This is a genomic window from Flavobacterium taihuense, assembly GCF_019351435.1.
Classification (GTDB): Bacteria; Bacteroidota; Bacteroidia; order Flavobacteriales; family Flavobacteriaceae; genus Flavobacterium; species Flavobacterium taihuense.
Window position 1 is genome coordinate 34,544 of record NZ_JAHWYN010000004.1, and the last position, 16,768, is coordinate 51,311.

Here is a 16,768-nt window from a genome sequence, read left to right on the forward strand (position 1 = left end):
CTTAATAAAAAACAATGTTATCATATTTTGTGTTTTGTGTTATTTTTAATGATTTTTATTTTAAAATTTATGTAAATTGCACCCTTAAATTATCATATTCATAAAATGGAATTAGTAAAACCGTATGTCCCTGTTAATAAAGTAAGAATTGTAACTGCCGCATCACTTTTTGATGGTCACGATGCAGCGATTAACATAATGAGAAGGATTATTCAGTCCACAGGAGTTGAGGTAATTCATTTGGGACATGATAGAAGTGTAGAGGAAGTGGTCAATACCGCCATTCAAGAAGACGCCAATGCCATTGCTATGACTTCCTATCAAGGCGGACATAACGAGTACTTTAAATATATGTATGATTTGCTTCAAGAAAAAGGAGCGGGTCATATCAAGATTTTCGGTGGAGGTGGAGGAGTAATCCTGCCCTCGGAAATAGCCGAATTGCAAGCTTACGGAATCACCAGAATTTATGCGCCAGATGATGGACGTGCGATGGGATTGCAAGGAATGATCAATGATTTGGTGCAGCAATCTGATTTTCCTATCGGAGATAAGTTAACGAATGAACTGGATTTAATAGAAAATAAAACACCTACTGCTATTGCTCGTTTAATTTCGGCTGCCGAGAATTTTCCGGAAATAGCAAAACCGTTTTTTGATAAAATTCATTCCAAAAATGAAACTTCCAAGATTCCGGTACTTGGAATCACAGGAACAGGTGGTGCAGGAAAATCATCATTGGTAGATGAATTAGTACGTCGTTTTTTAATCGATTTTCCTGAAAAAACTATCGGATTAATTTCTGTCGATCCTTCGAAAAGAAAAACGGGTGGAGCATTACTTGGAGATAGAATTCGTATGAATGCAATCAACAACTCCAGAGTTTATATGCGTTCGTTGGCAACCCGCCAATCCAATTTAGCACTTTCAAAATACGTAGCCGAAGCCATTCAGGTTTTAAAAGCTGCAAAATATGATATCATCATCCTTGAGACTTCAGGTATTGGTCAATCCGATACGGAGATTATGGATCACTCCGATGTTTCTTTATATGTAATGACACCTGAATTTGGTGCTGCAACCCAGTTGGAAAAAATCGATATGCTTGATTTTGCTGATTTGGTAGCCTTAAACAAATTTGACAAACGCGGTGCTTTGGATGCTATTCGCGACGTAAAAAAACAATACCAACGCAATCATAATTTGTGGGAGGTAAACCCTGATGAAATGCCAGTTTATGGAACAATTGCTTCTCAGTTCAATGATCCAGGGATGAATACGTTGTACAAATCCATAATGGATAAAATCGTGGAGAAAACCGATTCTGATTTGAAATCGACTTTCCAAATCACCCGTGAAATGAGCGAGAAGATTTATGTTATTCCACCACACAGAACGCGTTATTTGTCAGAGATTGCCGAAAGTAACAGAAAATATGATACTAAGGCGTTGAGCCAAGAACAAGTGGCCCAAAAATTATACGGTATATTCAAAACCATAGAAAGTGTTTCCGGAAAAATTCCCGTAATCAATAAAGCTGGAATTGATGAAGAATCAGTATTGCCGAACGCTTTAGAATCCGAAAAACCGGGTGGAGCAGAGAATAAAATCTTTTTAAATCTTTTACTGAATCAATTTGATAAAGTAAAAATGGATTTAGATCCGCACAATTGGAAAATGATTCTGACTTGGGATGAGAAAGTCAATAAATACAAAGATCCTGTGTATACTTTTAAAGTACGTCATAAAGAAATAAAAATGGCTACGCATACAGAGTCCCTTTCGCACTCGCAAATTCCAAAAATAGCATTACCAAAGTACCAAGCTTGGGGTGATATTTTGCGTTGGTGTTTGCAGGAGAATGTTCCTGGTGAATTTCCTTTTACCGCAGGATTGTATCCGTTTAAAAGAGAGGGCGAAGATCCGTCACGTATGTTTGCAGGTGAAGGTGGACCAGAGAGAACCAACAAACGTTTTCATTATGTGAGTGCCGGACTGCCAGCCAAAAGGCTTTCTACTGCTTTTGATAGTGTGACTTTATACGGAAATGATCCGCACATTCGTCCTGATATTTATGGAAAAATTGGAAATGCCGGGGTTTCTATCTGTTGTTTGGATGATGCCAAAAAATTATACTCCGGTTTTGATTTGGTGCATGCCATGACATCGGTGAGTATGACTATTAATGGGCCAGCACCTATGCTGCTTGGGTTCTTTATGAATGCCGCTATCGATCAGCAATGCGAAATTTATATAAAAGAAAATAATCTTGAAGCCGAAGTTGCCGATAAGATTAACGAAATCTACAAACAAAAAGGAGTAGAACGCCCACATTATCAAGGCGATTTACCCGAAGGAAATAATGGTTTGGGATTATTCCTTTTGGGAGTAACTGGAGATCAGGTATTGCCTTTGGAAGTGTATAATGAAATTAAAGAAAAAACACTTGCGCAAGTTCGCGGAACAGTTCAAGCTGATATCCTAAAGGAAGATCAAGCCCAAAATACCTGCATTTTTTCGACTGAATTTGCGTTGCGATTGATGGGTGACGTTCAGGAATATTTTATTGCAAAGAACGTTAGAAATTTTTATTCCGTTTCTATTTCGGGATACCACATTGCAGAGGCTGGGGCTAATCCGATTACGCAATTGGCTTTTACGCTTTCAAACGGTTTTACTTACGTGGAATATTATTTGAGCCGTGGAATGGACATCAACGATTTTGGACCAAATTTATCGTTCTTTTTCTCGAATGGTGTCGATCCAGAATATGCTGTAATTGGTCGTGTCGCACGTAAAATTTGGGCGAAAGCCATGAAAATTAAATACGGAGCCAATGAAAGAGCTCAAATGTTGAAATACCATATTCAAACTTCGGGACGTTCATTGCACGCACAGGAAATTGATTTTAATGATATTCGTACGACTTTGCAAGCTTTGTATGCGATTTATGATAACTGTAATTCCTTGCATACCAATGCTTATGATGAAGCGATTACAACTCCTACGGAAGAATCTGTTCGTAGAGCAATGGCAATTCAGTTGATTATCAATAAAGAATTAGGTCTGGCCAAAAATGAAAACCCTATTCAAGGTTCATTCATCATTGAAGAATTAACAGACTTGGTTGAAGCTGCCGTTTTACAGGAATTTGACCGAATCACAGAACGTGGAGGTGTGCTTGGAGCTATGGAAACGATGTATCAACGTTCTAAAATTCAAGAAGAAAGTTTGTATTATGAAACCTTGAAACATACAGGAGAATTCCCAATTGTAGGGGTAAATACATTCTTGAGTTCCAAAGGTTCTCCAACGGTAATTCCGGCCGAAGTAATTCGTGCCACTGAAGAAGAAAAACAATATCAAATTACGATGTTGGATAATTTACATCAGTGTCATGAGGTTCTGGTTAAAGAACATTTGAATACACTACAAGAAGCTGCTATCAAAGGTGAAAACCTATTTGGACATTTGATGGAAGCGACAAAAGTTTGTTCGTTGGGACAAATCACCGAAGCTTTGTTTGAAGTGGGAGGTCAGTATAGAAGAAATATGTAAAGAAAGCAGTTCTGTTTTTGATTACAAATTAGTAGAAAGACCCTTTAAATAAAGGGTCTTTTTATTTATTTTATTTTTATAAATTAGTGTTATGAAAAATACCTTTTGTTACCTTTTTATACTTCTCATTAGTATTTATAGTTATTCTCAAGAAAAACAGTCACTGCCAAAAGGAGTGATTGTTGATTCGGTTAAAATAGCAAATACTGATAATGAATCTTATGCCGTTTATTTGCCAAAGCAATATAAGAGAGAGGTGCCTTCTGCGATTGTATTTATTTTTGATCCCGGAGGAAAAGGGAAAGTGGGAATTGAGCCTTTTGTTTTGGCTGCTGAAACCTATAAATATATTTTGGTATGTTCTAATAATTCAAAAAATGGACCAACTGATGTGAATTTAGAAATCGCAAATCGTCTGTTTGAAAGTGTGTCAACGGAATATAATTTAAATCCTTCGGAGCTTTATATTTCTGGCTTTTCAGGAGGAGCAAGATTAGCGGGCAGTATGGCTGTTTCTTCGGTTGCTTTTCAGGGCGTAATTGCTTGTGGAGCTTCTTTTAATGCGATAGATAAGTTCGCTTTGCAAGATGCTAGTTTTTCATACGTGGGAATGGTAGGAGATACCGATATGAATTATCAAGAAATGATCCAAAATGAAGAATGGTTGAATAAAATGATGGTAAAAAACACTTTGTTTGTTAGTCATCAAGGTCATACTTGGCCATCACAAAAAGAAATGCTTCGTGCTTTTGATTGGTTGGAAATACAAGCTTTTAAAAATAGCATTAGAAAATCCAACGCAACCACTATTAAAAAAATCTATGATGAGAATTTGAAAATAGCCGATAGCTTAAAAGGAAAGAATGAAATGATTGCGGCAATTGCGGAGTATGATAGATGCAATGCTATTTATGACAATAAAGAGGGAAAAATAAAAACGACTATTGAGGCAATAAAAAAATCTAAGGGATATAATGTTCAAATTACAAAAAGAGATGAAATATCAGTTTTGGAAAATGAAATGAACAATTTAATTTTAGATCAATTTGAAAAAGAATTGAAAGTTGCCAAAAGCGAGGGTAATTTTAAATTCTGGAAAACAGAATTAAAAAAACTCGAAGACAGAAAGGCAAAAAGCAAAGATATTGCAATTAAAAATATGGTTGATAGAATACAATTTATGACCAAAGCATTGGTTTATGAAACAGCACAAGAAAGTAAAAGAAATTTTCAAAATGACAAATTACTTTATTGTAAAGAATTGGAAAAAGTGATTCAAGTCTATGGTAAAATGTAATAGTTTTATAAGTCAAGTCAGTACAAGACAAAAAAGCAGCTCCTTTATGAAGCTGCTTTCTAATAACTATTAATTTTCTTGAATTAGTAAGTTGAAAATACCTTAATTAGTTAGTAACGATATTTTGATCTTTCATTTTTAGATCCGTTTTTTGTACTTCAGCAATTGATTTTCTAGATAATGTTGAAACTTCATTTGCAATAATAATTTGGTGAGTAACTTTTTTTGAATTCGTTTCTACTTCCAAAAAGTAAACACCATCAGGGAATTCTTCAAGGCTGTATGTTTTTGAAATCCCTTCTTTCCCAGATGCCACTTCAGAATAGATCACATTATGGAATTTGTCCGTGATAGTTACATTCGCTTTTTTAATTTCATTTACTGAAAAACTAATTTGTTTGCCATTTCCTTTTGATACATTTAGTAAAAAATCACCATTGATTGCGTAAGTGCTTACTGAAGACATCGCTACTAATACTACTAGACTAAGTTTTAAGATCGTTTTCATATATTTTGTTTTTAAATTTAATAATTAAAATTTCTGTTGCTAAAGTATAGCTATAGTTCAATTGATAACACAACTGAATTTTCCAGTTTGTATGTTATTTTGTCTTAACGAAAACGATGTATGTTAAATTTTGGTAATATAGAATTGTTTTTTGGTAAATTTGAGTAGTTTTTAAAATGGGTCTAATGAAAAAAATGAATCCTACGCTCGAAATTATTACTCCAACTTTTGGTAGCTCTTTCTCGTTTTCCAGGTATGTTGAGAATGCCAATTGTAAATCGGATCTTTGGCATTATCATCCCGAAATTGAATTAGTTTTTGTCAATGGAGGTTCTGGTAAAAGACAAATAGGAAGTCATATATCCTATTATTCAGATGGTGATTTAGTTCTTATAGGAAGTAATTTGCCTCATTGTGGATTTACAAACGAGGAAACAGGTAACAAAAATGAAACGGTGATCCAGATGCGACCGGATTTTTTGGGTAATGATTTTCTGGAAATTCCGGAGTTAAAAAATATTCAGCACCTTTTGCATAAAGCAAAAGGAGGAATTGCTTTTGGTTCTGAAACCAAGAAGATAATTGCTTGTAAAATAGAAGAGATGGAAAATCAATCTACTTTTGACCGGTTATTGAGCATGATTAGTATTCTGAATACTTTGGAAACCAATAATGAATATACTATTTTGAATGCCGATGGTTTTTCATTGGAATTACAAGTTCAGGATAATGACAGAATCAATGTAGTCTTCAATTATGTAAAAGACCATTTTCAGGAGCCTATTCAACTTGATACTGTTTCGAGTATGGTGAGCATGACAACACCTTCATTTTGTAGGTATTTCAAAAAAATAACCAATAAAACATTTACCACTTTTGTAAATGATTATCGTTTGGTTCACGCTTCAAAACTCTTGTCGGAGAATACCAAAAGCATTACCGAAATCTGTTATGAAAGCGGTTTTAATAATTTTAGTCATTTTAATAAAACATTTAAAGCGTTTACCGGAAAAAGCGCTTCACAATACAGGCAGGAATTAAAGTCTTTTATGGAGTAATTTGTTCATTTTGATATTACAAAAACAAATCAATTTTAAAGTAAGCAGCTGTAAATAAAAGGATTGTTTTTTTGTATTGGAATCAATTAGTTATCGTTTTCTGTATTTATTTTTGGAAATTGTATATTTACATTTCATCAAAACAAATAAATAACATGAAAAAAATATTAATAGTATGTATTGCATTTTTATTTGGTAATACCATATTGTCTTTTGCATCAACAGTTGATACTTTGCAAATCCCTAGTGTTGCTATGAGTAAAACCTACAAAGCTGCTGTGGTTTTGCCTAATTCTTATGCAAAAGGGAAAGCGGTTTATCCAGTGCTTTATCTTTTACATGGCGCTTACGGTCATTTTTCGGATTGGTTGTCAAGTACTCCCAATAAAAATACAGTTAAAAATTTAGCCGATCAATATAATATTATTATAGTGATGCCGGAAGGAGAGACTTTTAGTTTTTATCTTAACAGTCCGGTAAATAAAGGCAGTCAGTTTGAAACCTATATAGCTGAAGAAGTAATTCAAAAGATTGACAAAACGTATCGAACGGTAAATGATAAAAAGGGTCGTGTCATTGCAGGGCTTTCTATGGGCGGGCATGGAGCTTTGTCTCTGTCGGCCAAACATCCCGAATTATTTTGTGCAGCAGGAAGTATGAGTGGAGCTGTAGATATGGGAACAATGTTAGGAAGGGAGCCAAATGATCAAGTTATAAAATTAATGCAGCCTGTTTTTGGTGACCAAAGCAATAATCCTGATTTATACGCACAAAATGCTGTACTAGGGATGGTTGATAAAATTAAAGCCAATAAACTACCATTAATTATAGATTGCGGGGTTGATGATTTTCTTATTGAACTGAATAGGGAATTGCATAGAAGATTAGTTTATGCTAAGGTTCCTCATGACTATACTGAACGTCCAGGGGCACATACTTGGGAATATTGGGAAAATGCTTTACCCTATCAGGTTTTGTTTTTTAGTAAAATATTAAAAAATAATGGAGTTCTAGTTAATTAAATAATTATTGAAAATGAAGAAAGTGTTTTTTAGTCAGAGAAGCTTCTCGTGTATGAGTTTTCGTTTTTAAAGTGTTTATTTTTAATTGGATACAAATAATTGGGCTGGAGAAAGAATGAACTTTTAATAATGAATTTAGGTGTTTTTGTTTATTATTTTTTGTATAAACCAAAAACTTTTAAATTATTTTCAAGAATATTATAAAAAATATTTTTTTTTGGCTTGATTTTTGAAATACCTTTATAGAACTTTAAAACATAAAAAAAATGAAAAAAATAATTACACTTTTGGCAGTTATAGGAATGTTTGGTTTTCAGAGCTGTGAAGGACCAGAAGGGCCTCCGGGAGTTCCTGGACAGGATGGAATAGGTGCAGCTGCATTTGACATTGTAAATCAAGATTTATTTAAGGAAAATGATAACGTGTATTCTGTGTCTAATACTTTTTCAGATGAGGTTGGTAGTGATCTTCATGGCTCAGATATGGTTTTGATTTACAGAAAAAGTGGATCTACTAATACAAATCTTCCTGTTTGGCAACTTATACCACGAAGTATTTATTTCCCTAATGGAGACGTGTTAGATTATGATTTTGACTTTACTGTAAAAGATTATATTATCACTGCTAATGGGAATTATGCTTTATTGAACAGACCTGATTATGTTTTAGGTCAGACATTTAGGGTTCTTATTGTTCCTAATGAATTGCTTTCTTCTATAAATAAAAATAATTACAATGAGGTAATTTCAGCTTTAAAAATAAATGAAAATGAAATTAATAAAATAGATTTGTAAGTATTTTTTAAATATTTATAAAAAAAAGGGAATCGTAAGATTCCCTTTTTTTATTTAGTGATTTCTAGGTTTATTAATTTTTGATAATTTTTTTTCTGAATTTGTTAGATTTGTTTTCAAGTTCTAATATATAGATGCCTTTTGGTAGCGTTGAAATGTCTAGTCGTATTAATTCATTGTCAGATTGATTTGGGTCTTTCGAAATTACTATTTTTCCTGTTGTATCAATAACTTTTACTTGAAAAGAAGATATATTATCAATTCCATTTACAGTTATCATTGAAATGCCTGGATTTGGATACACTTTCAGAATGTTGTCATTCACTTCGATTTTTTTATTTTTTTCATTACTGATTTTAGCTGTTTGATTACTGTAGTTTACACTTACTGAATTGCTGATATTATATAAATTTGTTCCATAGTCTAAGGCTAGTCTTCTATATTTGATTATCCCTACATATGGTCGTCGGCCATTAGTAGATCGAATAGGTGTGTAATCTTTTCCAGTTGAATTTCCAGTTGAATTTCCATTTAAATTTCTAGTTGAAAAATCATTCCAGTCTATTCCATCCGGTGAGCTTTGCCATATATATGCAGTTGAACCAACTAAAATTGTACCAGTTATTGGATTTGGATTTGTGTTATAATATGCAGTTTGATCGCAACAAATGGTATTATTGATGTCTTTATTGTCTATTGGATATACTGTTATTTTATTGCTTGTGGAACATTTTCTGGAAATTGATTTGTCTGAAGGATTTTCCACGACTAATCTTCGGTATTCTATGCCTCTAGATTCTGATGGAGGAGTATAGTTCGCTTGGGTAGCTCCTGGTATATCATACCAACCATATAAGGCGAGTCCCTCATTAATGTTGTTCCACCATAGAGGATATATTGTTCTTTTTTGCCATTGATAATTATTTAAAAGATTTGTGACAGTTCCAGTTGCAGTGTTGTGACTTTCAGATGCTTGATTTCCAATGATAGTTCCTGGATTTTGTCCTAAAGGGACATACATGTTTTTACTGATTTCATTATTAACGTAAAGTCTAGAAAAATCGGATAAAAATTTAGAAACTGTTATGTTCATTTTTTGAGGTTCGAGTTTAATCGTTCCATTTGTGAAAATTGTTCTTTGTCTGATAGTAACGGTGTTGTATAATATCCAGTCATTTCGCTCAGATAGTACAATATTGCCAGAGCTGTCTACCCAATCTTTGGATGCCGCATCATAGTAATTTACAAACCTTGGAAGCAAAGGGGTGCCTCCGTATGGAATAGTTTGTGTCGCATAATTAGGATCAGATGGAGGGGTATTTATATTAGGAATTGTTTTTACAATTGGAATATTTACACTTTTATAAATTGTACCTGTGTCTGTTTTGTATTCCGAATATATATAACCTCCAGTTTCATCAAATTGTGCTGGATTTAATGTAATATTAAAAGTTCTTCCTGCAGAATTTCCTCCATTAAAAAGAAGATTTCCTCCCGAACCTCCATCTGCTGTAATTGGAGTAGAGATCTTATTTTTTTGATAATATATATTTATGGTTCCGTAATTGCTTTGAGGAACTGTAAAAAGTACTTCAGTGGCTAAAGAAATATTTGTAATTGCAGAGGGGTGTATATTTATCGGGTCTGAACTATTTACAGAAACATTGTTAACCACTAAAGAATTAATTGATACTGTTTGTCCAAAAGATTTTGGGTTGCAAAATAGAATGAATAATAGAATGAGCATAATTTTTTTCATGATGGAATTTTTATAATTAGGACACGAAATTACTAAAAAATATTGCACATATTTTATTTTGTAATAAAAAATCTATATTATAATGTAGTTTTTTTTCTATTTTTTGTAATAGAATTATTCTTGAGTTAATTTAAAAAACTATATAAAAAATAGTTGCGTTTGTATTTATTGTTTTAATTGGTATAAAAAAAGGAAATCGATTGATTTCCTTTTTTTATGCTTGCTCATTTTTGGTTATTAAAAGCTCCTATTTTGTCGTTTTTTCATTCTTGCTTATTTGTAAAGAAACCAGTACACCAATAATAAGTGTCAAAGCAATAAAGGTCAATGACGCCCATTCGGGAATTTCGATGTAATCATGCAGTAACATTTTTAATCCGACAAAACTTAAAATAGCAATGAGACTATATTCTAAGTGACTAAATTTCTCGAGCATATTGGCAAGGAAAAAGTACAAAGATCGCAGGCCTAATATGGCAAAAATATTGGAACTAAATACTAAAAAAGGATCGGAAGTGATGGCTAAAATAGCAGGTACACTGTCTACTGCAAAAACAACATCCATTACTTCAATAACAATTAATGCCACAAATAGTGGAGTAGCTGCATTACCTTTGTCGGTTTTTATGAAAAAATGCTCTTTTTCGGTATGTGTTGAAATCGGGATTATTTTTCCTAAAATTTTGTAAACTAATGATTTTTTGGGGTTAAACTCCTCTTCGTCTTTGGTGAAAAGCATTTTCATGGCTGTAAATAATAAGAATGCTCCAAAGACATAGGCGGTCCATGTAAATTTATTGATTAACAATACCCCGAAATAAATCATTAGACCCCGAAAAACAATTGCTCCTAATATTCCCCAAAACAAAACTCTGTGTTGGTATTTTTTTGATATTTTGAACGAAGCAAAAATTAAGGCAATTACGAATATATTATCAATGCTTAATGATAATTCAATCAGATAACCTGTTATGAATTTCATTGCCGCAACAGAGGGTTTCAATTGAGTTGGATTTAATACATAATCAGTGGAGTACAGCCAATATACTACTCCAGAGAAAAGCATAGACAGGGTAAACCAAATCGCGGTCCATTTGCTGGCTTCTTTGGTGCTGATAATATGTGGAGTCTTGTTGAATACACCCAAATCGAGTGCGAGAATTATCAATATCAATACAATAAATAAGATCCAAACAGTCATAATGGTATTTGTTTTTAATTGTACAGCAAATGTAAATTTGATTTTCTAATTTAGGGCAGTTAATTCTTGAATATATAGAAATTTATTCCAAAAAAAAAGTGCTCTCAATTACGAAAGCACTTTTTTGGTTTAATTTGGTTATGATTACAATGCTGAATTTACAGTTTTGATAATTCTTGCAGCAATTTTGTATGGATCACCATTAGATGCTGGTCTTCTATCTTCCAACCATCCTTTCCATCCTTTTTGAACAGTCATTAATGGAATACGGATTGAACATCCTCTATCAGATACTCCGTAAGAGAAATCGTGGATAGAAGCAGTTTCGTGTTTACCAGTCAAACGTTGGTCGTTGTAAGCTCCGTAAACAGCAATGTGCTCAGCAGTTACAGGACGGAAAGCCTCACATATTTTCTCGTAAATTTCTTGAGAACCACAAGTTCTTAATACATTGTTAGAGAAGTTAGCGTGCATTCCAGAACCATTCCAGTCAGTATCTCCTAGTGGTTTTGGGTGGTATTCAATATAGTAACCGTATTTTTCAGTCAAACGGTCTAATAAATATCTAGCAACCCAGATTTCATCACCTGCTTTTTTAGCTCCTTGTGCGAATAATTGGAATTCCCATTGTCCACAAGCAACCTCTTGATTTATTCCTTCAAAGTTGATTCCAGCAGCGATACATAAATCAGCATGCTCTTCAACTAATTTTCTTCCGTGTGTGTTTTTACCACCTACTGAACAGTAGTACATTCCTTGTGGTGCAGGGTAACCTCCAATTGGGAAACCTAATGGTAATAAAGTTTTAGTATCCATTATGAAATATTCTTGTTCGAATCCAAACCAGAAATCTCCGTCATCTTCGATAGTTGCTCTACCATTTGATGAGTGAGCTGTACCATCAGCATTCATAACTTCAGTCATTACTAAGTAACCATTGATACGAGTTGGATCTGGATAAATAGCTACAGGCACTAATAAACAGTCAGATGAACCACCTTCTGCTTGTCTTGTTGATGAACCGTCAAAAGACCAGTTTCCGATTTCTGCTAAAGTTCCTTGAAAATTTTCGTGTTCTTCAACTTTAGTTTTACTTCTTAAATTTTGTGTTGGTTCGTAACCATCTAACCAAAGGTATTCTAATTTTATTTTAGCCATAATATTATAATTTTTTTTTGATTTTTTTCTGATGCAAATATAAAATAATTTGTTTACGTCGTAAAATTGGGGGGTAGTTTTTATTTGGGTAGTTTTAATTTTTGATATTACTGCATTTTAGGAGGGGTATAATTAAAAAATTGCAATTTTATAGAGGTATAATAGTTAAATTCGTAATTAGCTGGTTTTTAATATTAATTATAAGTTAGGATTTTTATTACTATAATTTGAAAATTAAGCTATTGAAACATTTTTTTTGCTATTACATCCATCTCAATTGAGTGTTATTTATTAATGAGTGCTTTAATTATTTGTTTAGTAGAATAATTTATATTTGTATACGTTTAATAGTGATTATTAATTTAAGATTTATGATATGTCATCAATTCGTTTTCAAGCTTTAAAAGAAGCTTCAAATAGAAAGTTAGTAGAGTTTCAGGAGACAGGAAGAAAATCAGTTCTCTTTGGAGCTAATGTGTTCAATGATAAGGCTATGAAGCAATATTTGACTTCAGATGCTTTTAAGGGAGTACAGGGTGCGGTTCAACACGGAACTAAAATCGATAGAAAATTGGCGGACTATATTGCCATGGGAATGAAAGAATGGGCTTTGTCTAAAGGTGTAACCCATTATACGCACTGGTTTCAGCCTCTAACTGGAACAACAGCAGAAAAACATGATGCTTTTTTTGAAACCTCTTATGACGGAAGCGATCCATTGGAAAAATTTGGAGGAGCTCAATTAGTTCAACAAGAACCAGATGCGTCCAGTTTTCCTCATGGTGGAATAAGAAATACATTTGAGGCTCGGGGATATACTGCTTGGGACCCAACTTCACCAGCATTTATATTTGGGACAACTTTATGTATCCCTACTATTTTTATTTCATACACAGGCGAAGCATTAGATAATAAAATTCCATTATTAAGGGCTTTATCTGCTATGGATGAAGCAGCGACCGAAGTTTGTAGATATTTTGACAAAAATGTTAAAAAAGTGACTGCTACTTTAGGTTGGGAACAAGAGTATTTTTTGATTGATAAATCATTGGCTAATTCTCGTCCGGATATTGTTATGACAGGAAGAACCTTGTTGGGACATACTTCTGCTAAAGGGCAACAGCTCGATGATCATTACTTCGGGTCAATTCCAACTCGTGCTTTGACATATATGAGGGATTTGGAACAAGAATGTATGTTGTTGGGAATACCGGTAAAAACACGTCATAACGAGGTTGCTCCTAACCAATTTGAATTTGCTCCTATTTTTGAAGAAACCAATTTGGCCGTAGATCACAACTGTTTGTTGATGGATGTGATGCAAAAAGTGGCAGAGCGTCATGATTTAAAAGTTTTGCTTCATGAAAAGCCTTTTAAAGGGGTGAATGGCTCTGGAAAGCACAACAACTGGTCATTGGCTACTGATACCGGAGTAAACTTGTTGAGTCCGAGCAAAACGCCAATGACTAATTTACAATTTTTGACTTTCTTTATCAATACTATTAAAGCGGTAAATGATTATGAGGCTTTATTGAGGGGTTCTATCGCCACTGCTAGCAATGATCATAGACTAGGAGCCAATGAGGCACCACCCGCAATTATTTCGGTATTTATTGGTGAGCAATTAACTAAGGTATTAGCTGAATTAGAAGGAGTTTCTACTGGGAAATTGTCTCCAGAAGAAAAAACGGACTTGAAGCTAAATGTTGTTGGAAAAATTCCAGATGTTCTGTTGGATAATACCGATAGAAACAGAACTTCACCATTTGCATTTACCGGAAATAAATTTGAGTTTAGAGCTGTTGGTTCATCTGCAAACTGTTCGAATGCTATGACTACTTTGAATACCATTGTGGCAAAACAGCTTAAGGATTTTAAAATTGCAGTTGATGATTTAATCGAATCCAAAGACATGAAAAAAGATGATGCTATTTTCAATGTTTTGAGAGAATACATCAAACAATCTAAAAAAATTCTTTTTGAAGGGGACGGTTATAGTGAAGCTTGGCAAAAAGAAGCGGCAAAAAGAGGGTTGAGTAATTTTAAAACCACTCCGGAAGCTTTGAAAGCGAGAGCATCAAAACAAGCTATCGATTTATTTTCTGAAATGGGAATTATGAATCAAATAGAAGTTGAAGCCCGTTATGAAATTGAATTGGAAGAGTATACCAAAAAAATACAAATTGAAGGTAGAGTACTAGGTGATATATCGAAAAATCATGTAATTCCTACAGCTATTAAATATCAAAATACATTGATTGAAAATGTAAAAGGATTGAAGGATATATTTGGTGCTGATTTCGAATCGATTGCCAAAGAACAAATTATTTTGATAAAAGAAATTTCAGGACATATTGAAGGCATTAATTCTAAAGTGGAAGAGATGACTGAAGAAAGAAAAAAAGCCAATAATTTGATTGATGCACATGCAATGGCAGAGGCGTATTGCAATAATGTAAAACCTTATTTTGAAATCATCAGAAATCATTGTGACAAGCTTGAGTTATTGGTTGATAATGAACTGTGGACTTTGACTAAATACAGGGAATTGCTTTTGACGAAGTAGTTCTTTGTTTTTTATAAAATTTAAAAAGGTTTTTCTATTTAGGAAAGCCTTTTTTGTTTTGTGTTTGAATAATTGATTCCTGTGATGTTGTATTTGATTGAACGGAATATTTAAGTTACAAAAAAAGCACCCACTTGTGGTGGGTGCTTTTAAAATTAAATTAGTTTAAGATTATCTAGAAGAAAGCACTTTTTGCACACTGTTTCCTCTATTAGTACTTACTCTCACAAAGTAAACTTCAGCTTGACCAGTGTATGGAATATTTAGCAAAACTACTTTGTTTAAATAACCGTTAGCATCATGGTTTGACGCTACAATATTACCTTGTGTATTGAATACCTCAATTTTTACATCAGTAACATATTTAAAATCATAACTGATGGTAAGTTGGTCTTTGAAAGGAACCGGATACGCTGTAAAAGAGCTAGTGTCACTTACTTTAGCAGTACTTGTTGTGGTATTGATAATGGTGTTATCAATTGGTGTCACACAAACAAGCGGTTCAATACCATAACCTACAAATATTCTGCATTCATCAAAAGCATTATTGATTAAATCAACTGCATCAGCAATTTGAGTCAATGTCAAGCCATTTGTGCTTCCGCCTCCCAAAGCTTGATTTGCCAAAGCAAACAATCCTTGAACGGTTTTAGGTGAAATTGCATTTATGACGGCTGTAGGTATTGAATAATATTTATACTCGTTGATTACTGGAGTCAAACCGCCAGGTGAACATTGTCTAGCTTTAGGTATATCAGAACCACAACCTCCTTCTGGTACAGCAACTGCAAAAGTTCCCGGTTTCAATTCGAAATTGCCAAGTTGGCTATTTATACCTATATTAAGACCTAAAGCAATGGTTTGAGCCAATAAAGTATTATTGATTTTTCCATTTCTCAAGTAATTTGGAGGTAATTGATTTATTTCGTAATCGAAAGGAGCCAGTACTTTACTACTACCACCTCCAGGCATTACAGTTATAAGAGCATCTATATCTGTTGAATTATTCATAATATAAACAGAATGTCCAGATGAACCTATAGTCATAGTGCCTCCATAAGAAGTCAAGGCTTTTGCGATAAGTCCTGCTGTAGTGAATGGTTTTCCGTCAGCACATGACATACCACCAGGGTTACCATAGTATCCTTGAGTATAGGTACATAACGCATTGGAACAAATAGTTGGAGTTACGGTCAAACAATTACTGTTTTCGGAACACGCAACACCATTGAGTGTTGAAGTTGCGATTCTGCGGTAATTTGTTATTACAGATACTGATTGTGGATCGTAAGTTGCAGATGTAGCTCCTACGATATCACTCCAAGTACCATCACAACCAGTTGTACTCATTTGCCATTGATATGAAATTACTCCACCATTTGTGGTGCTTCCCACAGTTGTACTGGTAAAGGCTACTGCATCAAATGGAGAACAACCTGTTTGGTTTCCAGCGATTGTGCCAGGAGCAATATCATTTGGTGTCACAGTCAAAACATTACTGTTGCCTGCGCAACCCACATCAGAAGTGGCTACTCTACGGAACCAAGTTTTAACGGCTACTACAGGTGCATCATAAGTTGCTGAGGTAGCTCCCGCAATGTTAGTGAATGTTGTTCCATCAGTACTGCTTTGCCATTGGTAGCTTATTGTTCCGTGGTCAGAGCCAGGAGTAACGCTTGTAAAGGCTGCAGGATTAAACGGAGCACATAGCGTTTGGCTTCCGGCAATTTCACCGGGAACAATTCCGGTTGGAGTAACAGTCAAACAATTACTGTTTGCGGAACAGGCAACACCATTGAGTGTTGAAGTAGCGACTCTGCGGTAATTTGTTATTACAGTTACAGCTG

Annotated in this window: 11 protein-coding genes; 6 read left to right on the forward strand and 5 right to left on the reverse strand. The window is 34.0% G+C overall.

Annotated elements, in window-relative coordinates; genetic code table 11:
* Positions 1 to 105: 105 nt before the first annotated feature.
* Complete coding sequence (locus tag KZH69_RS05530; RefSeq protein ID WP_219316454.1) at positions 106 to 3,558, forward strand: methylmalonyl-CoA mutase family protein; 3,453 nt, start codon at positions 106 to 108, stop codon at positions 3,556 to 3,558.
* Between the two features lie 91 nt (positions 3,559 to 3,649).
* Entirely contained in the window at positions 3,650 to 4,855 is a 1,206-nt protein-coding gene (locus KZH69_RS05535) for an alpha/beta hydrolase (RefSeq protein WP_219316455.1), read from the forward strand.
* Between the two features lie 106 nt (positions 4,856 to 4,961).
* Here the strand turns inward: KZH69_RS05535 and KZH69_RS05540 are convergent, their stop codons facing one another.
* Entirely contained in the window at positions 4,962 to 5,363 is a 402-nt protein-coding gene (locus tag KZH69_RS05540; RefSeq protein ID WP_219316456.1) for a T9SS type A sorting domain-containing protein, read from the reverse strand.
* A gap of 185 nt (positions 5,364 to 5,548) precedes the next feature.
* On the opposite strand from KZH69_RS05540, the gene KZH69_RS05545 reads away from it, so the two are divergent.
* The 3 genes from KZH69_RS05545 (at position 5,549) to KZH69_RS05555 (ending at position 8,237) form a co-directional block, all read left to right on the forward strand.
* A complete protein-coding gene (locus KZH69_RS05545) occupies positions 5,549 to 6,421 on the forward strand; it encodes an AraC family transcriptional regulator (protein ID WP_219316457.1) in 873 nt (290 codons plus the stop codon).
* A 155-nt stretch (positions 6,422 to 6,576) separates the two neighbouring features.
* Complete coding sequence (locus tag KZH69_RS05550; RefSeq protein WP_219316458.1) at positions 6,577 to 7,443, forward strand: alpha/beta hydrolase; 867 nt, start codon at positions 6,577 to 6,579, stop codon at positions 7,441 to 7,443.
* Positions 7,444 to 7,709: 266 nt separating this feature from the next.
* Positions 7,710 to 8,237, forward strand: coding sequence for a hypothetical protein (locus KZH69_RS05555; RefSeq protein ID WP_219316459.1), 528 nt, complete (start codon positions 7,710 to 7,712; stop codon positions 8,235 to 8,237).
* Between the two features lie 73 nt (positions 8,238 to 8,310).
* Here KZH69_RS05555 and KZH69_RS05560 read toward each other — a convergent pair whose 3' ends face one another.
* The 3 genes from KZH69_RS05560 to KZH69_RS05570 form a co-directional block, all read right to left on the reverse strand.
* Complete coding sequence (locus tag KZH69_RS05560) at positions 8,311 to 9,996, reverse strand: T9SS type A sorting domain-containing protein (RefSeq protein ID WP_219316460.1); 1,686 nt, start codon at positions 9,994 to 9,996, stop codon at positions 8,311 to 8,313.
* A gap of 247 nt (positions 9,997 to 10,243) precedes the next feature.
* On the reverse strand, positions 10,244 to 11,197 hold the full coding sequence (locus KZH69_RS05565; protein WP_219316461.1) for a TerC family protein: 954 nt from the start codon (positions 11,195 to 11,197) through the stop codon (positions 10,244 to 10,246).
* Between the two features lie 144 nt (positions 11,198 to 11,341).
* Positions 11,342 to 12,355, reverse strand: a complete 1,014-nt coding sequence (locus KZH69_RS05570) for a glutamine synthetase beta-grasp domain-containing protein (RefSeq protein WP_115809986.1) — start codon at positions 12,353 to 12,355, stop codon at positions 11,342 to 11,344.
* A 376-nt stretch (positions 12,356 to 12,731) separates the two neighbouring features.
* Here KZH69_RS05570 and KZH69_RS05575 point away from each other — a divergent pair, with 376 nt between their 5' ends.
* A complete protein-coding gene (locus KZH69_RS05575; protein ID WP_219316462.1) occupies positions 12,732 to 14,921 on the forward strand; it encodes a glutamine synthetase III family protein in 2,190 nt (729 codons plus the stop codon).
* A gap of 171 nt (positions 14,922 to 15,092) precedes the next feature.
* Here the strand turns inward: KZH69_RS05575 and KZH69_RS05580 are convergent.
* Positions 15,093 to 16,768, reverse strand: a 1,676-nt coding sequence (locus KZH69_RS05580) for a DUF8696 domain-containing protein (RefSeq protein ID WP_219316463.1), incomplete at its 5' end; no start/stop codon positions are given.

What these genes read in the sequence shown, in the direction of transcription:
- KZH69_RS05550 (WP_219316458.1), top strand. Translation starts at nt 6,577, where the DNA reads ATGAAAAAAATATTAATAGTATGTATTGCATTTTTATTTGGTAATACC.
- KZH69_RS05575 (WP_219316462.1), top strand. Translation starts at nt 12,732, where the DNA reads ATGTCATCAATTCGTTTTCAAGCTTTAAAAGAAGCTTCAAATAGAAAG.
- KZH69_RS05530 (WP_219316454.1), top strand. Translation starts at nt 106, where the DNA reads ATGGAATTAGTAAAACCGTATGTCCCTGTTAATAAAGTAAGAATTGTA.
- KZH69_RS05535 (WP_219316455.1), top strand. Translation starts at nt 3,650, where the DNA reads ATGAAAAATACCTTTTGTTACCTTTTTATACTTCTCATTAGTATTTAT.
- KZH69_RS05565 (WP_219316461.1), bottom strand. Translation starts at nt 11,197, where the DNA reads ATGACTGTTTGGATCTTATTTATTGTATTGATATTGATAATTCTCGCA.
- KZH69_RS05570 (WP_115809986.1), bottom strand. Translation starts at nt 12,355, where the DNA reads ATGGCTAAAATAAAATTAGAATACCTTTGGTTAGATGGTTACGAACCA.
- KZH69_RS05560 (WP_219316460.1), bottom strand. Translation starts at nt 9,996, where the DNA reads ATGAAAAAAATTATGCTCATTCTATTATTCATTCTATTTTGCAACCCA.
- KZH69_RS05555 (WP_219316459.1), top strand. Translation starts at nt 7,710, where the DNA reads ATGAAAAAAATAATTACACTTTTGGCAGTTATAGGAATGTTTGGTTTT.
- KZH69_RS05545 (WP_219316457.1), top strand. Translation starts at nt 5,549, where the DNA reads ATGAAAAAAATGAATCCTACGCTCGAAATTATTACTCCAACTTTTGGT.
- KZH69_RS05540 (WP_219316456.1), bottom strand. Translation starts at nt 5,363, where the DNA reads ATGAAAACGATCTTAAAACTTAGTCTAGTAGTATTAGTAGCGATGTCT.